Origin of the sequence: Corallococcus sp. CA049B, from assembly GCF_003611685.1 — a bacterium.
Taxonomy (GTDB): Bacteria; Myxococcota; Myxococcia; order Myxococcales; family Myxococcaceae; genus Corallococcus; species Corallococcus coralloides.
Genome location: NZ_RAWC01000231.1, coordinates 1 through 14353 on the forward strand (window position 1 = coordinate 1; position 14353 = coordinate 14353).

The following is a 14353-nucleotide window of genomic DNA, read 5'->3' on the forward strand; positions in this document are numbered from 1 at the left end:
GGTGGGCGCGGCCGGACGCGTGCTGTCGTCCGTGGAGACCGCCCGGCTCGTGTTCGCGCGGGATGCCAGCGCGGCGGCGGTGGTGCGGGCGCGGCTGGATGCGGCGGGAAGGCCGTAGCGTGACCTCGGAGCGGGCCGCCTCCGGGCGCCCTGGCGCGAACCCGGCTGGAAGCGCGGCACGGCGACCCTGGCGGGGCTCGCGCTCGCCTCGCGTCTGCGTTACAGCGGGCGTGGGAGGCGGACGCTGGTGGCTGAGACGCGGGTACCGTTGACGGTGATCGCTGGACCCACGGCGTCGGGGAAGACGGCGTTGGCCATCGACTGGGCTCGCGACGCGGGCGGGGAGATCGTCAGCGCGGACTCGCAGCAGGTGTACCGCGCCTTCGACATCGGCACCGCGAAGCCCTCCGCCGAGGAGCTGGCCGCCGTGCCGCACCACCTGGTCTCCTGCGTGGATCCGCTCGAGCCCTTCTCCGCCGCCGAGTACCAACGCCGCGCGGACGCGGCCATCGCGGACATCGCCTCGCGGGGGCGGCCGGTGTTCGTCGTCGGCGGCACCGGCCTGTACCTGCGCATCCTGCTGCACGGCGTGGTGGACGCCCCCGGCGCCCTGCCTTCGCTGCGCGCGGAGCTGGAGGCGCTCGCGGCGGAGCAGGGGAGGGAGGCCGTGCACCGCCGGCTGGCCGAGGTGGATCCGGAAACCGCGGCGAAGCTGCCCCCCCAGGACCTGGTGCGCGTCGTCCGCGCCCTGGAGATCCACGCGCAGACGGGCGTGCCCGCGTCCGAGTTCCGCCGCGCCCATGCCTTCGCGCCGGACCGCCATCCCTTCCAGCTCTACGTGCTGGAGCCGCCGCGCGAGTCTCTCTACGCCGCCATCAACGCGCGCACGGAGGCGCTCTTCTCGCGAGGACTCGTGGAGGAGACACGGGCCCTGCTGGAGCAGGGCTACGCGGACGCGGCCCCCATGCGCAGCGTCGGCTACGTGCAGGCCCGCGCCGTGGTGGAGGGCCGGATGACCCGCGAAGAGGCCATCACCGGCACCGCGCAGGAGACCCGGCGCTACGCCAAGCGGCAGCTCACCTGGTTCCGCAAGGAGCCCGGCGCGGTGTTCCTGTCGCCGCCGTACGCCCGTCCTGCCCTCCAGGCGCGGTAGGCCGCCCAGGCCCCTGCTCGGTGTTCCGCCTCATTTCGTCCCGCGGAGCCGATTGTTCGCGCCCGGTCGCGCTCCCATCTTCCACGAGGAAGTGCTTCCCCCACCACGTCCACTCCCGGACCGACAGGCGGCCGAGGGCCCGAGGCGGGCAGCCATCACCGTGGAGATTGCCATGCGAACGAACGTCGAACGCGCGCCGGAGACCCGGCCGGACCGTCCCTCCCGGGGAGCCTCCGCCATGTGGGGCGGCCCCTTCCTCCTGGGCCTGCTGACGGCGATCGCGGGGGTCGTGCTGCTGGGCGCCACGTTCTTCACCAGCATGGTCACCGTCTTCTTCGTGGGGATGATGCTGGTGATTGGCGGCGTCCTGGAGATCGCCGCGGCCGTCCGCTCCCGCAGCGAAAGCCGGAGTGCCTTCTGGTCCTTCATGCTCGGCGGCGTCCTCACCACCGTGGTCGGCATCCTCACCGTCATGTACCCGGCCGCGGGGCTCGCCTCCCTCACGCTGCTGATCGCCGGCTACTTCTTCGCCAGCGGCCTCTTCCACGTCATCACGTCGGTCATGGACCGCTACTTCCAGTGGGGATGGGACCTGGCCTACGGCCTCATCTCCCTGGTCCTGGGCCTCGGCGTGATGGCCAGATGGCCTGCGTCCTCCGTGTGGCTCGTGGGCACCATGGTGGGGCTCGCCGTCTTCTTCCGAGGCATCTCGATGATGTCCGGCTCGCTCATCCTGCGGCGGGGACTGCATCGCGTGGAGGCCTGAGCGACCGCCAGGACACCCCTGGTGCTTGTTCACCAGGGGTGAATCAAGGATATCGGAGGGTGAAGTCCAGCCCGGCTACAGGCAGGGGTCAGGACGCAAAGCGGTCTTCGCCAAATGTTTCCGCGAGCGCGGGCCGGAGGACGTCGAGCGGCGAGCCGAGCGGGTCCTGCACGCGGCCGGTGAGCTGGCACAGGAGGCGGTCCGGGTTCACCGGCTTGGGCAGGAAGGCCTCGGCGCCCGCATCGAGCGCGCGCTGACGCACGTGCGGACGGTTGAGGCCGCTCATCACCAGCACGCGCGTGTCGCGGGTGAGCGGGTGCTGCTTGAGGCCTTCACACAGACGCAGGCCGTCCACCCAGTGCAGCACCACGTCCAGGAGGATGGCGGTGGGCGGACGCCGCGCCACCGCGCAGAACAGCGCCAGCTCGTCCGCGAAGGACACCACGCGCGCGCCGGTGCTCTCCAACAGCAGCGTGAGCGCCTCGCGCGTGTCCGCGTCGTCGTCCACCACGTAGTAGAGGTCCGGCTCCACCTCCGGCACTAGTGTGGGCACGGGCTCGATGGGCGTGCGCAGCCACGAGCCCACCACCTCGCGCACGCCCGACCAGCGCGCCGCGGCCAGGAGGCCCAGCGGAGTGGGGGAGCTCAACCCCAAGACGCCGCCGCCGTACACGCCGCCCGCCGAGTGCTTCGCGCGCGCCGCGACGAACGCCGCCGGAGCCCGCTTGCCCGCGCGGCGCAGCCAGGTGAGGGAGCGCGCTCCCGCCGCCGCGTCCTCCATCAGCTCGCCCAGCCCGTCGCGCACGTAGCGGCGCTCCAGCGACGGCGCGTCCAGCCCGCCATCCAGCAGCGCCACCGCGGCGCGGCTGCACGACGCCAGCGTCTCCGACAGGCCCACCTGCAGCGGGTGGCCGAAGGCCGCGGGGCCCACCACCAGCTGCCCGGGCGCCACCAGCGTGCGGCCGGGGCCGAAGGGCAGGCGCGTCGTCTCCAGCGCGGTGAGCTCGAAGCCCTCGTCCAGCAGGCCGTCGCGCGCGGCCATCATCAGCACCTGGCACAGGTCCGCGGGCGTCACCGCCGCGCCGAAGGCCAGCGCGTACACGGACGACGCGCTCGGGATGAGGAACAGCGCGTCCACGGAAGGCAGCGGCGAAACCCACAGCCGCGCCACCGGCGCCAGGTCCCGGCCCGGCATCCCGCCCGTGATGCGCGCCTGCACCGCCGGCATGGACGGCGCCGGCTTGAAGCCCTTGAAGAAGGCGTCACCCAGCAGCGGCCCGGCGCCCGCGGCCAGCGCCACCGCGTGGAAGCGCTCGCCGCTGCCCTGCGCGCGGACGACCAGGGGGCCCGCGTTGCGCACCGCCGTGGGCGCGTCCGGGGCGGGCGCCTGCCGCTCCACGCGCTCCACGTGGCGGTTCACGAACCGGGCGCCCTGCGCGCTGGCCGCCGTGGACAGCACGTGGCGCACCATGTCCAGGCCGCCTTCTCCCCGGGGCCAGCCATCCACGACCCAGAGGCCGCCGGCCGCGCAGGGCAACAGCTCGCGCTCGCCCTGGGAGATGACCTCCACGCCGCGCAGCTCGTGCGCGCGCCACTCCGGAGGAATCCGGCAGCCCAGCGCGGCGAGCCGCGAGCGGCACTCCGGCGTGAGCAGGGCAGGGGGCGCGGTGCGCTCCTCGGTGCCCCCCGCGTAGACGCGCACGTCCAGGGCCACGCCCCGCGCGCGGCCGTTGAAGAGAAGCGAGGCCGCGAGCCCCGCCCCGGCGATGCCGCCGCCGACGATCGCCACCCTCGAACCACTCGCCAGCTTGCTGGTCCCGCTCATCGCGCGCCCTCGTTCCCTTCCCGCCGTCAGTGCCGCTGCGCCGCCGGTGAGTGCGCCGACTGGCCGTACACCACCACCCGGTCGCGCCCCTCCCGCTTGGCCTCGTAGAGCGCGGCGTCCGCCGCCTTCAGCAAGGCCTCCGTGCTCTCACGCGGGGAGTCGGCCGTGTGGTCCGCCACGCCCACGCTGATGCTCAACCCGAAGGGCGCCGGGCGCCCGTCACCGCGCTGCACGTTCACGCCGCGCAGCTCCGAGCGCAGGCGCTCCGCGAACACCGCGGCCTCCAGCGACGTCTGGTGCGGCAGCAGCACGACGAACTCGTCCCCGCCGAAGCGCGCCGCGAAGTCGGACTCGCGCAGGTTGCCCTGCATCAGCGTGGCCAGGGCCAGGATGGCGCGGTTGCCCACGTCGTGGCCCATGCCGTCGTTGATGGCCTTCAGGTGATCCAGGTCGATGACGACCACGCTCAGCGCGTAGCCGTAGCGCAGGGCGCGCTTGAACTCGTCCTCCAGCCGCACGGACAGCGCCCGGAAGTTCGCCAGGCCCGTGAGCGCGTCCGTCTGCGCCAGCACCTGGAGCTTGCGCTGCTGCTCGCTCTGGCGCACCGCGCGGTCAATGCGGGCGAGCAGCTCGCGCGAGCTCGCCGGCTTGTGGATGAAGTCCACGGCGCCCATCTCCAGGCATCGCTCCAGGGTCGCCTCGTCCGCGTCCCCCGTGAGGAAGATGACCGGCACCGTCTCCGTGCGCACGTCGCCCTGGAGCGTCTCCAGGACCGCCAGCCCATCCCCGGAGGGCAGGAACCGGTCCAGCAGCACCAGGTCCGGGCGGTGCTCGCGCGCCAGCTCCACGCCCGCGTCCGCGTCCGAAGCGGCCAGCACGTCGAAGCGCGGGGCGAGCAGGTCCATCAGGCCTTCGCGCACGCCGATGTCGTCCTCGATGATGAGCAGGAGCGCGCGCTCACTGCTGCGGCCGTGCCGTTCCATGAACTGGTTCGCTCCGCTCGCCTGACCCGAAATGGCAGGCCGAAAGTCTCGGGCGCCACGCCCTTCCAGGTGCTCCCCACGCCCTTGCGCCCCACGCGCACCCGCCGCCGCCTCGTTCTGCAAGCACCCACCCACCCATCCAAACTTCACCCGAGACCTCCGGCTGCCAAGCCCGTCCGCCTCCGCGGGGGCTTTGGGAACCATCCGTTCCGATTGCCCGCGTGCCCCTGCCCGAGAGCAAGCCCTGTGCCCCGCGCTTCACAGACGGGACGGCCTCTTTTCAGGGGGTTGCATGGGGGCCGGCGAGACAGCCAACAAGACAACCGGAAGACGTTGCAGCGTGGGTCCGCCGCGCACGGTAGGAATTGCCGGACGCGGGCCGCTCGCGAGCCCGTGCCCCGAGGTGGGAGGGGGCGGCTGATCCGTCGGGAACTCCCCGGAAGCGCGCGCTCGAAGCGGCGCCGTCGACGGGGTTGCCACGAGCAGCGAAAGGGGACCCTGGCGCCATTGCGGTGGCGCCGGGCCATCACTTCCGCCGGGACTTCAGCGCCGGTGCGTGAACTGCACGCGGCGTCCGCCACCCTGGGGCGGCATCATCGGCGGCGCCTCCAGGCCGAACTGCCACCAGAGCGGCTCATAGGGCTTCATCTTCAGGCGCTTGTCGTTCTGCAGCTGGGCGAGGCTGCCCTTGAGCTTCTCATCGGAGGGGTTCTGCTCCACGCCGCGCGCGAGCACGCGCTGGGCGCTGTCCTTGTCCTTCAGCTGCAGGAGGCACCACGCGTACACGGCCCAGACGATGGACTCCTTCTTGCCGCTCTTCGCCGCGGCCTCGAAGGAGGCCTTCATGGCGGGCACGTCGTTGCGGCGGAAGTGCAGGGCGCCCTCCATGGCCTTGGCCATGTAGTTGCGGCCGCTGGCCTTCTCCAGGTGGGGCTTCGCGCCGTCCAGATCCTTGATCATGTACTTCAGCATCCCGATCTGCGCGTGGATCTCCGGGCCAATGAGGAACTGCCACTTGTCCCAGACCAGGCCCTGCTCCAGCGTCTGGACCGCGCGGTCCACGCGGCCCTGGGCCTCCTTCTGGTTGGCGGGCTGGCCCTGGAGATCCTTCTGCACCGTCGTCATCAGCGCCTGGACCCGGGTGGAGACCCGGCGGGCGAGCACGATGTAGGTGGCGAAGAAGACGATGACGCCGGGCACGATGCCGGCCCACCAGGAGAAGCCGCCGGCGAACTTCACCAGCACGCCGACCGCCAGCCCGACGGCCAGGGAGATGAGGAGGTTGTACATGCGCTGCCCCTTTAGCGGTGTGCGTGGACAGCCGCAATCTTCGGATGCACACGAACCGAAGGCGCGATATACGTTCGGCCGCCTCGTTCACACCCAAGGGGCCCTCTGTCGAAATTGGTAGACGAGGCGGACTCAAAATCCGCTGCGGCTGACCCCGCGTCCCGGTTCGAGTCCGGGGAGGGCCATCTTCAAACGCAGACCCGGTGCCCGAGATGCCGTCCCTTCCGGGCTGCCCGAACTTGAAAGCGCTCCCCTGTCCCCCGCGCTGGAAGATGCGATGAAGGTCCTGCTGGTCGAGGATGATCCGAGCCTCCGCGAAGGAATGGGAGAGCTGGTCTCCGAGCTGGCGGACGTGCAGGCGGTAGGCACCCTCGACGAAGCGCTGCGCGCCCTGGCGGCGGACCGCTTCGAGCTGGTGATGACCGACATGCGCATCGCCGGAGGCCACACGGACGGCCGGGGCGTCCTGGAGGCCGCGCGCCGGCAGCGCCACCCGGTGGCCATCGTCAGCGCCGCCGGCCCGGACGAGGTCGCCCAGGTCCTGCACCCCTCGGTGCCGGACGCGCTGCTGATCAAGCCCTTCCAGGTGGACGACATCATGGACCTGGTGGAGCGCTTCCTGGCGCTCAAGCGCCAGGTGGTCGCCGCCGCCCGGGAGCCCGTGGCAGGGGATTCCCCGGAGTGGATTGAATCATCACATGGAGTGAAGTGTGCGGGTGCGGCGCCGGACAGCGCCCGGACCTGGCTGCGGCTGGCGGCGGAAGCGGCCTTCCCCTGGAGCCGTTCCGGGTCCGCCCATGGCGTCCTCCTCCTGGAGGGCGACCTGGAGCTGGACGGCGAGCGTTATGCCGCGCCGTGCTACCTGTTCCTCTCCCTGGGCGCGACGCCCCAGGTGACGACGCGGGCCGGTGCGCTGGCCGTGTGCGTTCCGCTGCGCGGCCAGGCGTAGAGGTCATCCGTGGACATTCCCCTCTGGCCCACGCCGCATGAGCCGTCACGTCTGGGGCGTCCGTCCCGGCGCGCGGCCACCGCGGCGGTGGAGACGCACATCGCGGTCCTCAAGGGCGAGCCGCTGAAGGCCGCGCTCGCCACCGCGCTGCGGGAGGCGGAAGGGCTGGGCGGCCAGGAGCGGCGCTTCGTGGCCCTGGCGGCGCGCGAGCTGTCCCGGCACACGCGGCTGCTGGATCTGGCGGCGCGGCAGCTGGGGCACTCCCCCGGCAAGCACGCGCTCACGGAGGATCAGGCGCTGGTGCGCTACACGCTCTGGCGGCGCCTCTTCTGTGGCGAGGGCTGGGCGCGGATCGGCCCGGAGGTGAAGCTGCCGGGGCCGGTGCGGCCGCGCACGCTGCATGACGCGGTGCTGGAGGGGCTGGTGACGAAGCCCCTGGCGGAGCCCGCGGCGGCGGAGGGCGCGGAGGCCGTCGTCGAGCGGCTGGCCACCCGGTACTCGTTCCCCGGCTGGCTCACGCAGCGGCTGGCGCAGGTGTACCCGGAAGCAACGCTCGCGGGGCTGATGGCGTCCCTGGACGAGGAGCCGTCGCTGCACTTCCGCGCCCGGCCCCCGGGCACTCGCGACGCGGTGCTCGCGGCGCTGGCGGAGGAGGGCGTGGCGGTGGAGGCGGTGCCCGGCGCCCCGGACGCGCTGCGGGTGGCGGACTCCAGCCACCGCATCTTCGAGTCCCGGACGATGAAGGCCCGGCGGCTCCAGGTGCAGGACGTGGGCAGTCAGCTCATCGTCCTGGCGTGCCTGCCTCCCGGGGCGACGTTGGAGGGGCTCACGGTGGCGGACGTGTGCGCGGGGGCCGGCGGCAAGACGCTGGGGCTCGCGGACCTGGTGGGCGCGAAGGGGAAGGTGCTCGCGGGGGACCGCTCCAAGCGGCGGCTTTCGGACGCGCGCGACCGCGTGCGCGAGTTCGGCCTGAAGCAGGTGGCGTTCCCGCACCCGGTGCCGCTGGACGCGGTGGACGTGGTGCTGGTGGACGCGCCGTGCAGCGGCACGGGGTCCCTGGCTCGCGAGCCGGATCAGAAGTGGAAGCTGTCCGCGAAGGCCATCACGGAGTTCCAGGCGACGCAGTCCCAGCTGCTCGCGCAGGTGGCCGCGCAGGTGAAGCCCGGGGCGCGCATCGTCTACGCCACGTGCTCCGTGCTGCCGGAGGAGAACGACGCGGTGGTGGAGGGCTTCCTCGCGAAGCACCCGGGCTTCGCGCTGGAGCCGGTGGGGGAGGGCTGGCCCGCGGAGCTCCAGGTGGGCGTGGACGGCCCCTACCTGCGCGCCCTGCCGCCCCGGGTCCCCGGCGGGGGCTTCTTCGCCGCCCGGCTGGTCCGCAAGGCGGGTTGACAGTCGCCGAGCCGCCACGTTACGCACGAACGACCTTCTCCTCTCCCGAGGGTGACAGCCGTGGCGGCAGATCCGAAGCAGACGGAAGTGATGCGGCAGATCAACGAAGCCTTCCAGGCCGCCGAGGCCAAGCTGGCCCGGCTGCGGGAGGCCGTCGAGCGCAACACGGAGCTGGCGCGGGCCAACGGCAAGGCCGCCTTCCTCAAGGACAAGAAGGAGCAGACCCACCGCGAGCTGGGCGAGGCCGTCTGGCAGTCCATCCAGGCAGGCCGGCTGGAGCTGCCCGCGAACTTCGCCCGGCTGCTCCAGAACATCGCGGCGGCGGAGAAGGCGGCGGCGGACCACGCCGCGTCCCTCACCGACCTGCTGCGGGAAGGAGAAGAGGTGGCGGATCGTTTGAAGGTAAAAACCGTCGCGAAGCCGCAAAAAGTTGTGGCGTCCGGAACGAAGAAGCCATAGAAGTCGCCCCGCCTCACGGCACGGACCGCCCCCCACGGCGGGCCGGGCAGCACGCAGCAAAGAAGGGGCTATAGCTCAGCTGGGAGAGCGCTTGAATGGCATTCAAGAGGTCACCGGTTCGATCCCGGTTAGCTCCACACTGAAGTGAGAGAGGCCCGCGAGAGAAATCTCGCGGGCCTTTTGCTTTTGGGGCGTCCGGCGAAGGCCGCACCCCGGCGCCCTCGCTACGGGTTCGCCGGGAGGTCGCGGGGCAGCCGCACGGTGAAGGTGGTCCCCGCCTCGGCGGTGGACTCCACGGTGATGATGCCCCCGTGGGCCTCCACCAGCTTCTTCACGATGTAGAGCCCCAGGCCGATGCTCCGGCTGCCGTGGTCCACCTCGCCGCTGGGGCGCTGCAGCGGCTGGAAGAGGCGGCCCATCCGCTCCGGGGGGATGGGGGCCCCCTCATTGTGGATGGACAGCGTCACGGCGTCGGCCTCGCCGTGGGTCTCCACCCGGACGGCGGTGTCCCGGGGGCTGTACTTCAGCGCGTTGGTCACCAGGTTCTGGGCCAGCTGCCCCAGCCGGTCGGGGTCCCACTCGCCCAGGCCGCTGCCGCTGCGGCGCCGGCGGATCTCCCGGTCCGGGTGCGTGGCTTCAATCTCCTCCAGCACGCCGTCCACGATTTCGTGCAGGTCCGACGCGCGCCGCTGGACGTGCAGCCCGCCGCCCAGGCGCGCCTGGGTGAAGTCGAGCAAATCCCGGATCATCCGGTGGGCCCGCTCCGCGGCGGACTGGATCCGGCTGACGGCCTTGGTGCTGCGCTCGTCCAGCTCCTCGCGGCGCATCAGGCTGGCGGCGCCCAGGAGGATGGCGCTCACGGGGTTGCGCAGGTCGTGGCTGACGATGCCGATGAGCTGCTGCTCGAAGTCCGCGCGCTGCTGCTGCTGGGCCTGGGCCTGGCGCAGCTCGTGGACGTCCATGGAGGTGCCCACCCACTTGATGATCCGGCCCTCCGCGTCCCTCACGGACAGGGCGCGCACCAGGTGCCAGCGGAAGACGCCATCGCGGTAGCGCACCCGGTGCTCGGACTGGTAGCGGTCGCCCTGCTTCAGGGCCTCCACCCAGGCCCGGCCGCTGGCGGCCAGGTCGTCCGGATGGATGACGTGCCGGTAGCCCCGGTCCAGCAGCGTCTCCGCGCTCACGCCGGTCTGCTCCGTCAGCACGCCGTTCACGTAGGTGACCGAGCCATCCGGGGCGGTGACGAAGACGGCCTCCGGCAGCGCCTCCGCGAGCGTGCGGAACTCCTCCTCGCTGCGGCGCAGGGCGTCCTCCGCGGCCTTGCGCTGGGTGACATCCTGCATGGCGCCCACCATGCGCAGCGCCCTGCCGGCGGCATCGCGCACCACCCAGCCCCGGTCCTCCACCTGGGCATAGGTGCCATCCGCCTTGCGGAAGCGGTACTCGGCGCGCCAGTCGCTGCCTTCGGGCGCCTCCGCGATGGCGTGGAGGCTTTCGATGGCGTGCGCGCGGTCCTCCGGGTGGACGGCGTCCGTCCACCAGTCCAGCCCGGGGGGCACCGTGCCGGGCGCGTAGCCGAAGAGCGTGTAGATGCCCTCGCTCCAGGTGAGCTGCTGGGTCTGCACGTCCAGATCCCACACGGCGTCCTTCGTGGCCCGGGTGGCCAGCCGGTAGCGCATCTCCGACAGCTCGAGCGCCTGGAGCAGCTCCTCGCGCTGGGCGCGGGCCCGCGCGGCGTTCACCGTCCCCTCCAGGCGGGCCACCAGCTCGCGCACGCCGAAGGGCTTCACCAGGTAGTCGTCCGCGCCGGCGGTGAGGCCCTCCACCTTCGCCTCCTCTCCCGCGCGCGCGGACAGGAGGATGACGGGGACGGAGGCCGTGCGTGGATCCGACTTCAGCGCGCGCAGGAGCCCGAAGCCGTCCAGCCCCGGCATCATCACGTCCGACAGCACCACGTCCGGTGGGCGCTCCCGCACCACGGCCAGGGCGGCGGCGCCGTCCGCCACCGTCTCCACCGTGAAGCGCCCCTCCAGTGACCGCCGCACGTATTCGCGCATGTCCGCGTTGTCGTCCGCCACGAGCACGTGCCCCCGCACGACTCCCGGGGGCGCCTCCGGGATGGGGGCGGACACGGGGGGGGCGCCCGCGTCCATCAGCCACTGCGCCGCCTCCTGCACGAAGACCTCCGGGTTCGGGGCCCGGAGGGCCTCCCGCGAGAAGTCCCTCAGCTGCTCCGGCGGCAGGTGCGCCGTGCCGGTGGGCAGGGACACGGTGAAGGTGCTCCCCTGGCCTGGCGTGCTCTCCACGGAGACGCGGCCGCCGTGCAGCTCCACCAGCTCCCGCACGAGCGCCAGCCCGATGCCGCTGCCTTCATGGCTGCGCCCCCGCGCGCCCTCCACCCGGTGGAAGCGGTCGAAGACGTGGGGCAGCTCGTGCGCGGGGATGCCCGTGCCCGTGTCGCTGACGGACAGCTCCACCCGGCCGTCCTCTTCGCGGAGCCGGACGGAGAGGGTGCCCTGGAAGGTGAACTTGAAGGCGTTGGAGAGGAGGTTGAGGACGACCTTCTCCCAGAGATCAGGATCCACCCAGACGGGGGTGGACAGAGAAGGGCAGTCCACCTGGAGCCGCAGCCCCGCCTTCTTCGCCAGCGAGTCGAACGCGCTCGCGAGCCCCGCGGTGAGCGGGCCCAGGTCCGTGGGCTCGAAGGTGGCCCGCATGCGGCCCGCCTCCAGCCGGCTGAAGTCGAGCAGGCTGTTCACCAGCTTGTGCAAGCGCTGGCTGTTGCGCTGGACGATCGTCAGTCGCTCGCGGTGCGAGGGCTCCAGCGGGTGCTCCCCGTCCGCGAGCACGTCCCCCAGCGGCCCCAGCATCAGCGTCAGCGGCGTGCGGAACTCGTGGCTGACGTTGGAGAAGAAGGCCGTCTTCGCCCGGTCCAGCTCCGCCAGGGCCTCCGCCTGCCGCCGGGCGTCCTCGTGCGCGCGCGCCCCGGCGATGGCCGCGCCCAGCCCGTTGGCGGCCAGCTCCAGGAACGAAAGGGACGAGGCATCCGCGGGCACCCGCGGAGACATGCCCAGCACGAGCACGCCCAGGGGATTCGACTCGCCGGGGCGGGCCATGGGCAGGACGAGCGCGGAGCCCGGCTGCGGCACGCCGTCCCGCAGGGGGAGGCGACCGAAGCGGGCCTCCAGTCCCTGGACCTGCTCGGCCTGCCCGGAGCGGATCACCTGGGCCAGGGGCCAGGGGGAGGCCGTGCCCGGCTCCAGGCCCACCTCGCCGGGGCAGAAGGCGCCGTCCGCCTCCAGGCCCATGCGCCCCTCCAGCCGCGCCCGGGTGCCGTCCGCCTCCACGAGGTAGAGCAGCGCGAACGGGAGGTCCGCGGGGTTGGTGGCGAGCGCCTCCAGGCCGCGCGTGGAGGCGTCATGGACCCGAAGGCTCCCGCCCGTGCGTGAAGCCACCTCCTGGAGCGTCCGCAGGCGGCGCGCGTCCAGCACCTGGCTGGTGGTCTCCACCACCGTGTCCAGCACGCCGTTGACGGCCCCGGATTCGTCGCGGATGGGGCTGTAGCAGAAGGTGAAGTAGGTCTCCTCCAGGAAGCCGTTGCGCTCGACGAAGAGGAGCTGGTTCTCCGTCATGATGACGCGGCCCTCGCGGCGGACCTGCTCCACCCACGGGCCGATCTGATCCCAGACCTCCGCCCAGACCTCGCGTCCCGGCCTTCCCAGGGCGGCGGGGTGCTTGCCGCCCAGGATGCGGCTGTAGGCGTCGTTGTAGAGCTTCACCGCGTCCGGCCCCCAGAACACCATCATGGGGAAGCCCGAGTTCAGGCAGACGCTGGCGATGGTGCGCAGGGACCGCGGCCAGGAGGACACCGGACCCAGCGGCGTCCTGGACCAGTCCATGGAGCGCATCAGGGCGCCCATCTCGCCGCCTCCGGCGAGCACCTCCCAGGCCGCCGCGCGCTCGGCGTCGTCCGGCTCCAGCGCGGGTGAGTTCGCGCCGTGTCCACCGGACGTGCTGGAACCGTGATTCATCCCCGTTGCGTAATCGAAGCCCCTCGGGGAGGCCAGGGGAGGAACGTGGGAGGCCGGCCGCTCCAGGGCCTGCCAGCCTGCCAGCGTTCACGGCGAAACGATCCCGCGAGCCTGGCGCCCGTCCCAGATGAATCAGGCCGGGAAGGGCGCCACGCCACGGATGACAGCGCGCGGGGACTACTTGCCCGCGAAGACGTTCATCACGTCCTTGAGCAGCTTGAGCGACTCGGCGTGCGGACGCTGGAAGGCGTTGCGGCCCATGATGGAGCCGAAGCCGCCGCCCTGGTGGATCTGCTTGATGTCCTCCATGAGGGCGCCCGTCTCCTTCGCCTCGCCGCCGGAGAAGATGACGATGCGCTTGCCGTTGAACGCGGAGCGCACCACCTCGCGCACGCGGTCCGCGAGCGTCTTGGTGGGGATGTTCGCCTTCTCGAAGGCCTTCTTCGCCTCCGCCTGCTCCAGGAAGTCCGAGGGCGGCTTCACCTTGATGATGTGCGCGCCCATCTGCGCGCTGATCTGCGCCGCGTACGCCACCACGTCGATGGCCGTCTCGCCCTCCTTGGACAGCGCGCCGCGCGGGTAGGCCCAGAGCACCGTGGGCAGGCCGTAGGACTTGGCCTCCGCGATGATGTCGCGCAGGTCTTCATACTGCTCGTTGCGGGCCGCGGAGCCCGGGTAGATGGTGTAGCCCACCGCCGCGCAGCCCAGGCGCACCGCGTCCTTCACGGACGACGTGACCGCGGACATGGGCGCGGCCGTCTTGGCCAGCGAGTCGGAGTTGTTCACCTTCAGGATGAGTGGAATCTCACCGGCCAGCTTGCCCGCGACGGCCTCCAGGAAGCCCAGCGGCGCCGCGTATGCGTTGCAGCCGGACTCGATGGCCAGCTGCGCGTGGTAGTCCGGATCATACCCCGCGGGGTTGGGACCGAAGGAGCGCGCGGGGCCGTGCTCGAAGCCCTGATCCACCGGCAGGATGACCAGCTTGCCCGTGCCGGCGAGCGTGCCGTGGTTCAGGAGGCGCGCCAGGTTCGTCAGCGTGCCGGGGTTGTCGGAGGGATACCAGGAGAGGATCTGCTTGACGCGGTCGGTGTAGGCCATGGGGTTTTCCTTGAAGGAAGGCGTCGAAACCGGCGCGGGATTCTGCGTTCCCTGCCCGCGCCCACAAAGCATTGTCTGAACAGAATGTCCGCGACTGTCACGCCCTCTACGCGCCTTGCCGCGCGAGCCGACTGGAGGGAAGCCGACATCCGGCCCCCCGGGAAGGTGCACAGAAATGCTGCGCCGTCGCGGGCTTCCGGATATGCCCGGCCGCACACGAGGCGGACCACAGCATGGGCAGAGAAGTCGGCAAGGTCGTCGCAGTGGCAATGATGCTCACCGGTGGCGTGGCGGGCGCGCAGATCTCGCCCACGACGGCTCCCTCGAATGCCCCTGGAACGGGGGCGCCGGGGACCGCGTCTCCCTCGCCCGGCAGCCTGTCCCCGGGCACCGTGCCCACGCCCTCGCCC

10 protein-coding genes and 2 tRNA genes are annotated in these 14353 nt (G+C 72.1%); 7 read left to right on the top strand and 5 right to left on the bottom strand.

The window, feature by feature from the left end:
* The first annotated feature begins 247 nt into the window (after positions 1-247).
* Both miaA and D7W82_RS32995 read left to right on the top strand, forming a co-directional pair.
* Positions 248-1153 carry a tRNA (adenosine(37)-N6)-dimethylallyltransferase MiaA gene (gene miaA / locus D7W82_RS32990; RefSeq protein ID WP_120622114.1) on the top strand — a complete coding sequence of 302 codons (906 nt, stop codon included), beginning with the start codon at positions 248-250 and terminating at the stop codon, positions 1151-1153.
* Positions 1154-1325: 172 nt separating this feature from the next.
* Positions 1326-1919 carry an HdeD family acid-resistance protein gene (locus D7W82_RS32995; RefSeq protein ID WP_233588084.1) on the top strand — a complete coding sequence of 198 codons (594 nt, stop codon included), beginning with the start codon at positions 1326-1328 and terminating at the stop codon, positions 1917-1919.
* A gap of 88 nt (positions 1920-2007) precedes the next feature.
* Here D7W82_RS32995 and D7W82_RS33000 read toward each other — a convergent pair whose 3' ends face one another.
* The 3 genes from D7W82_RS33000 to D7W82_RS33010 all read right to left on the bottom strand — a co-directional run bounded on the left by D7W82_RS33000 (position 2008) and on the right by D7W82_RS33010 (position 6017).
* The gene (locus D7W82_RS33000) at positions 2008-3744 is read right to left on the bottom strand and encodes a two-component system response regulator (protein WP_120622115.1); all 1737 of its coding nucleotides are present in this window, start codon (positions 3742-3744) and stop codon (positions 2008-2010) included.
* Positions 3745-3770: 26 nt separating this feature from the next.
* Positions 3771-4727, bottom strand: coding sequence for a diguanylate cyclase (locus D7W82_RS33005; protein WP_120622116.1), 957 nt, complete (start codon positions 4725-4727; stop codon positions 3771-3773).
* A 543-nt stretch (positions 4728-5270) separates the two neighbouring features.
* Positions 5271-6017: a M48 family metallopeptidase gene (locus D7W82_RS33010; protein WP_120622117.1), complete on the bottom strand. Its 747-nt coding sequence runs from the start codon at positions 6015-6017 to the stop codon at positions 5271-5273.
* Positions 6018-6116: 99 nt separating this feature from the next.
* On the opposite strand from D7W82_RS33010, the gene D7W82_RS33015 reads away from it, so the two are divergent.
* The 5 genes from D7W82_RS33015 to D7W82_RS33035 all read left to right on the top strand — a co-directional run bounded on the left by D7W82_RS33015 (position 6117) and on the right by D7W82_RS33035 (position 8951).
* Positions 6117-6202, top strand: a tRNA-Leu gene (locus D7W82_RS33015).
* A 92-nt stretch (positions 6203-6294) separates the two neighbouring features.
* On the top strand, positions 6295-6966 hold the full coding sequence (locus D7W82_RS33020) for a response regulator (RefSeq protein ID WP_120622118.1): 672 nt from the start codon (positions 6295-6297) through the stop codon (positions 6964-6966).
* A 9-nt stretch (positions 6967-6975) separates the two neighbouring features.
* Positions 6976-8355, top strand: coding sequence for an RsmB/NOP family class I SAM-dependent RNA methyltransferase (locus D7W82_RS33025; RefSeq protein ID WP_233588085.1), 1380 nt, complete (start codon positions 6976-6978; stop codon positions 8353-8355).
* A gap of 60 nt (positions 8356-8415) precedes the next feature.
* On the top strand, positions 8416-8814 hold the full coding sequence (locus D7W82_RS33030) for a hypothetical protein (protein WP_120622119.1): 399 nt from the start codon (positions 8416-8418) through the stop codon (positions 8812-8814).
* Between the two features lie 64 nt (positions 8815-8878).
* A tRNA-Ala gene (locus D7W82_RS33035) sits at positions 8879-8951 on the top strand.
* An 87-nt stretch (positions 8952-9038) separates the two neighbouring features.
* Here the strand turns inward: D7W82_RS33035 and D7W82_RS33040 are convergent.
* Together D7W82_RS33040 and D7W82_RS33045 are read right to left on the bottom strand one after the other, a co-directional pair.
* Positions 9039-12845, bottom strand: a complete 3807-nt coding sequence (locus tag D7W82_RS33040; RefSeq protein WP_120622120.1) for an ATP-binding protein — start codon at positions 12843-12845, stop codon at positions 9039-9041.
* Positions 12846-13022: 177 nt separating this feature from the next.
* Complete coding sequence (locus D7W82_RS33045; RefSeq protein WP_120622121.1) at positions 13023-13943, bottom strand: class I fructose-bisphosphate aldolase; 921 nt, start codon at positions 13941-13943, stop codon at positions 13023-13025.
* Between the last annotated feature and the right edge of the window lie 410 nt (positions 13944-14353).

Bases quoted from the DNA above. Each gene is read 5' to 3' on its own strand.
- D7W82_RS32995 (WP_233588084.1), top strand. From the start codon at position 1,326: ATGCGAACGAACGTCGAACGCGCGCCGGAGACCCGGCCGGACCGTCCC.
- D7W82_RS33000 (WP_120622115.1), bottom strand. From the start codon at position 3,744: ATGAGCGGGACCAGCAAGCTGGCGAGTGGTTCGAGGGTGGCGATCGTC.
- D7W82_RS33005 (WP_120622116.1), bottom strand. From the start codon at position 4,727: ATGGAACGGCACGGCCGCAGCAGTGAGCGCGCGCTCCTGCTCATCATC.
- D7W82_RS33010 (WP_120622117.1), bottom strand. From the start codon at position 6,017: ATGTACAACCTCCTCATCTCCCTGGCCGTCGGGCTGGCGGTCGGCGTG.
- D7W82_RS33020 (WP_120622118.1), top strand. From the start codon at position 6,295: ATGAAGGTCCTGCTGGTCGAGGATGATCCGAGCCTCCGCGAAGGAATG.
- D7W82_RS33040 (WP_120622120.1), bottom strand. From the start codon at position 12,845: ATGAATCACGGTTCCAGCACGTCCGGTGGACACGGCGCGAACTCACCC.
- D7W82_RS33045 (WP_120622121.1), bottom strand. From the start codon at position 13,943: ATGGCCTACACCGACCGCGTCAAGCAGATCCTCTCCTGGTATCCCTCC.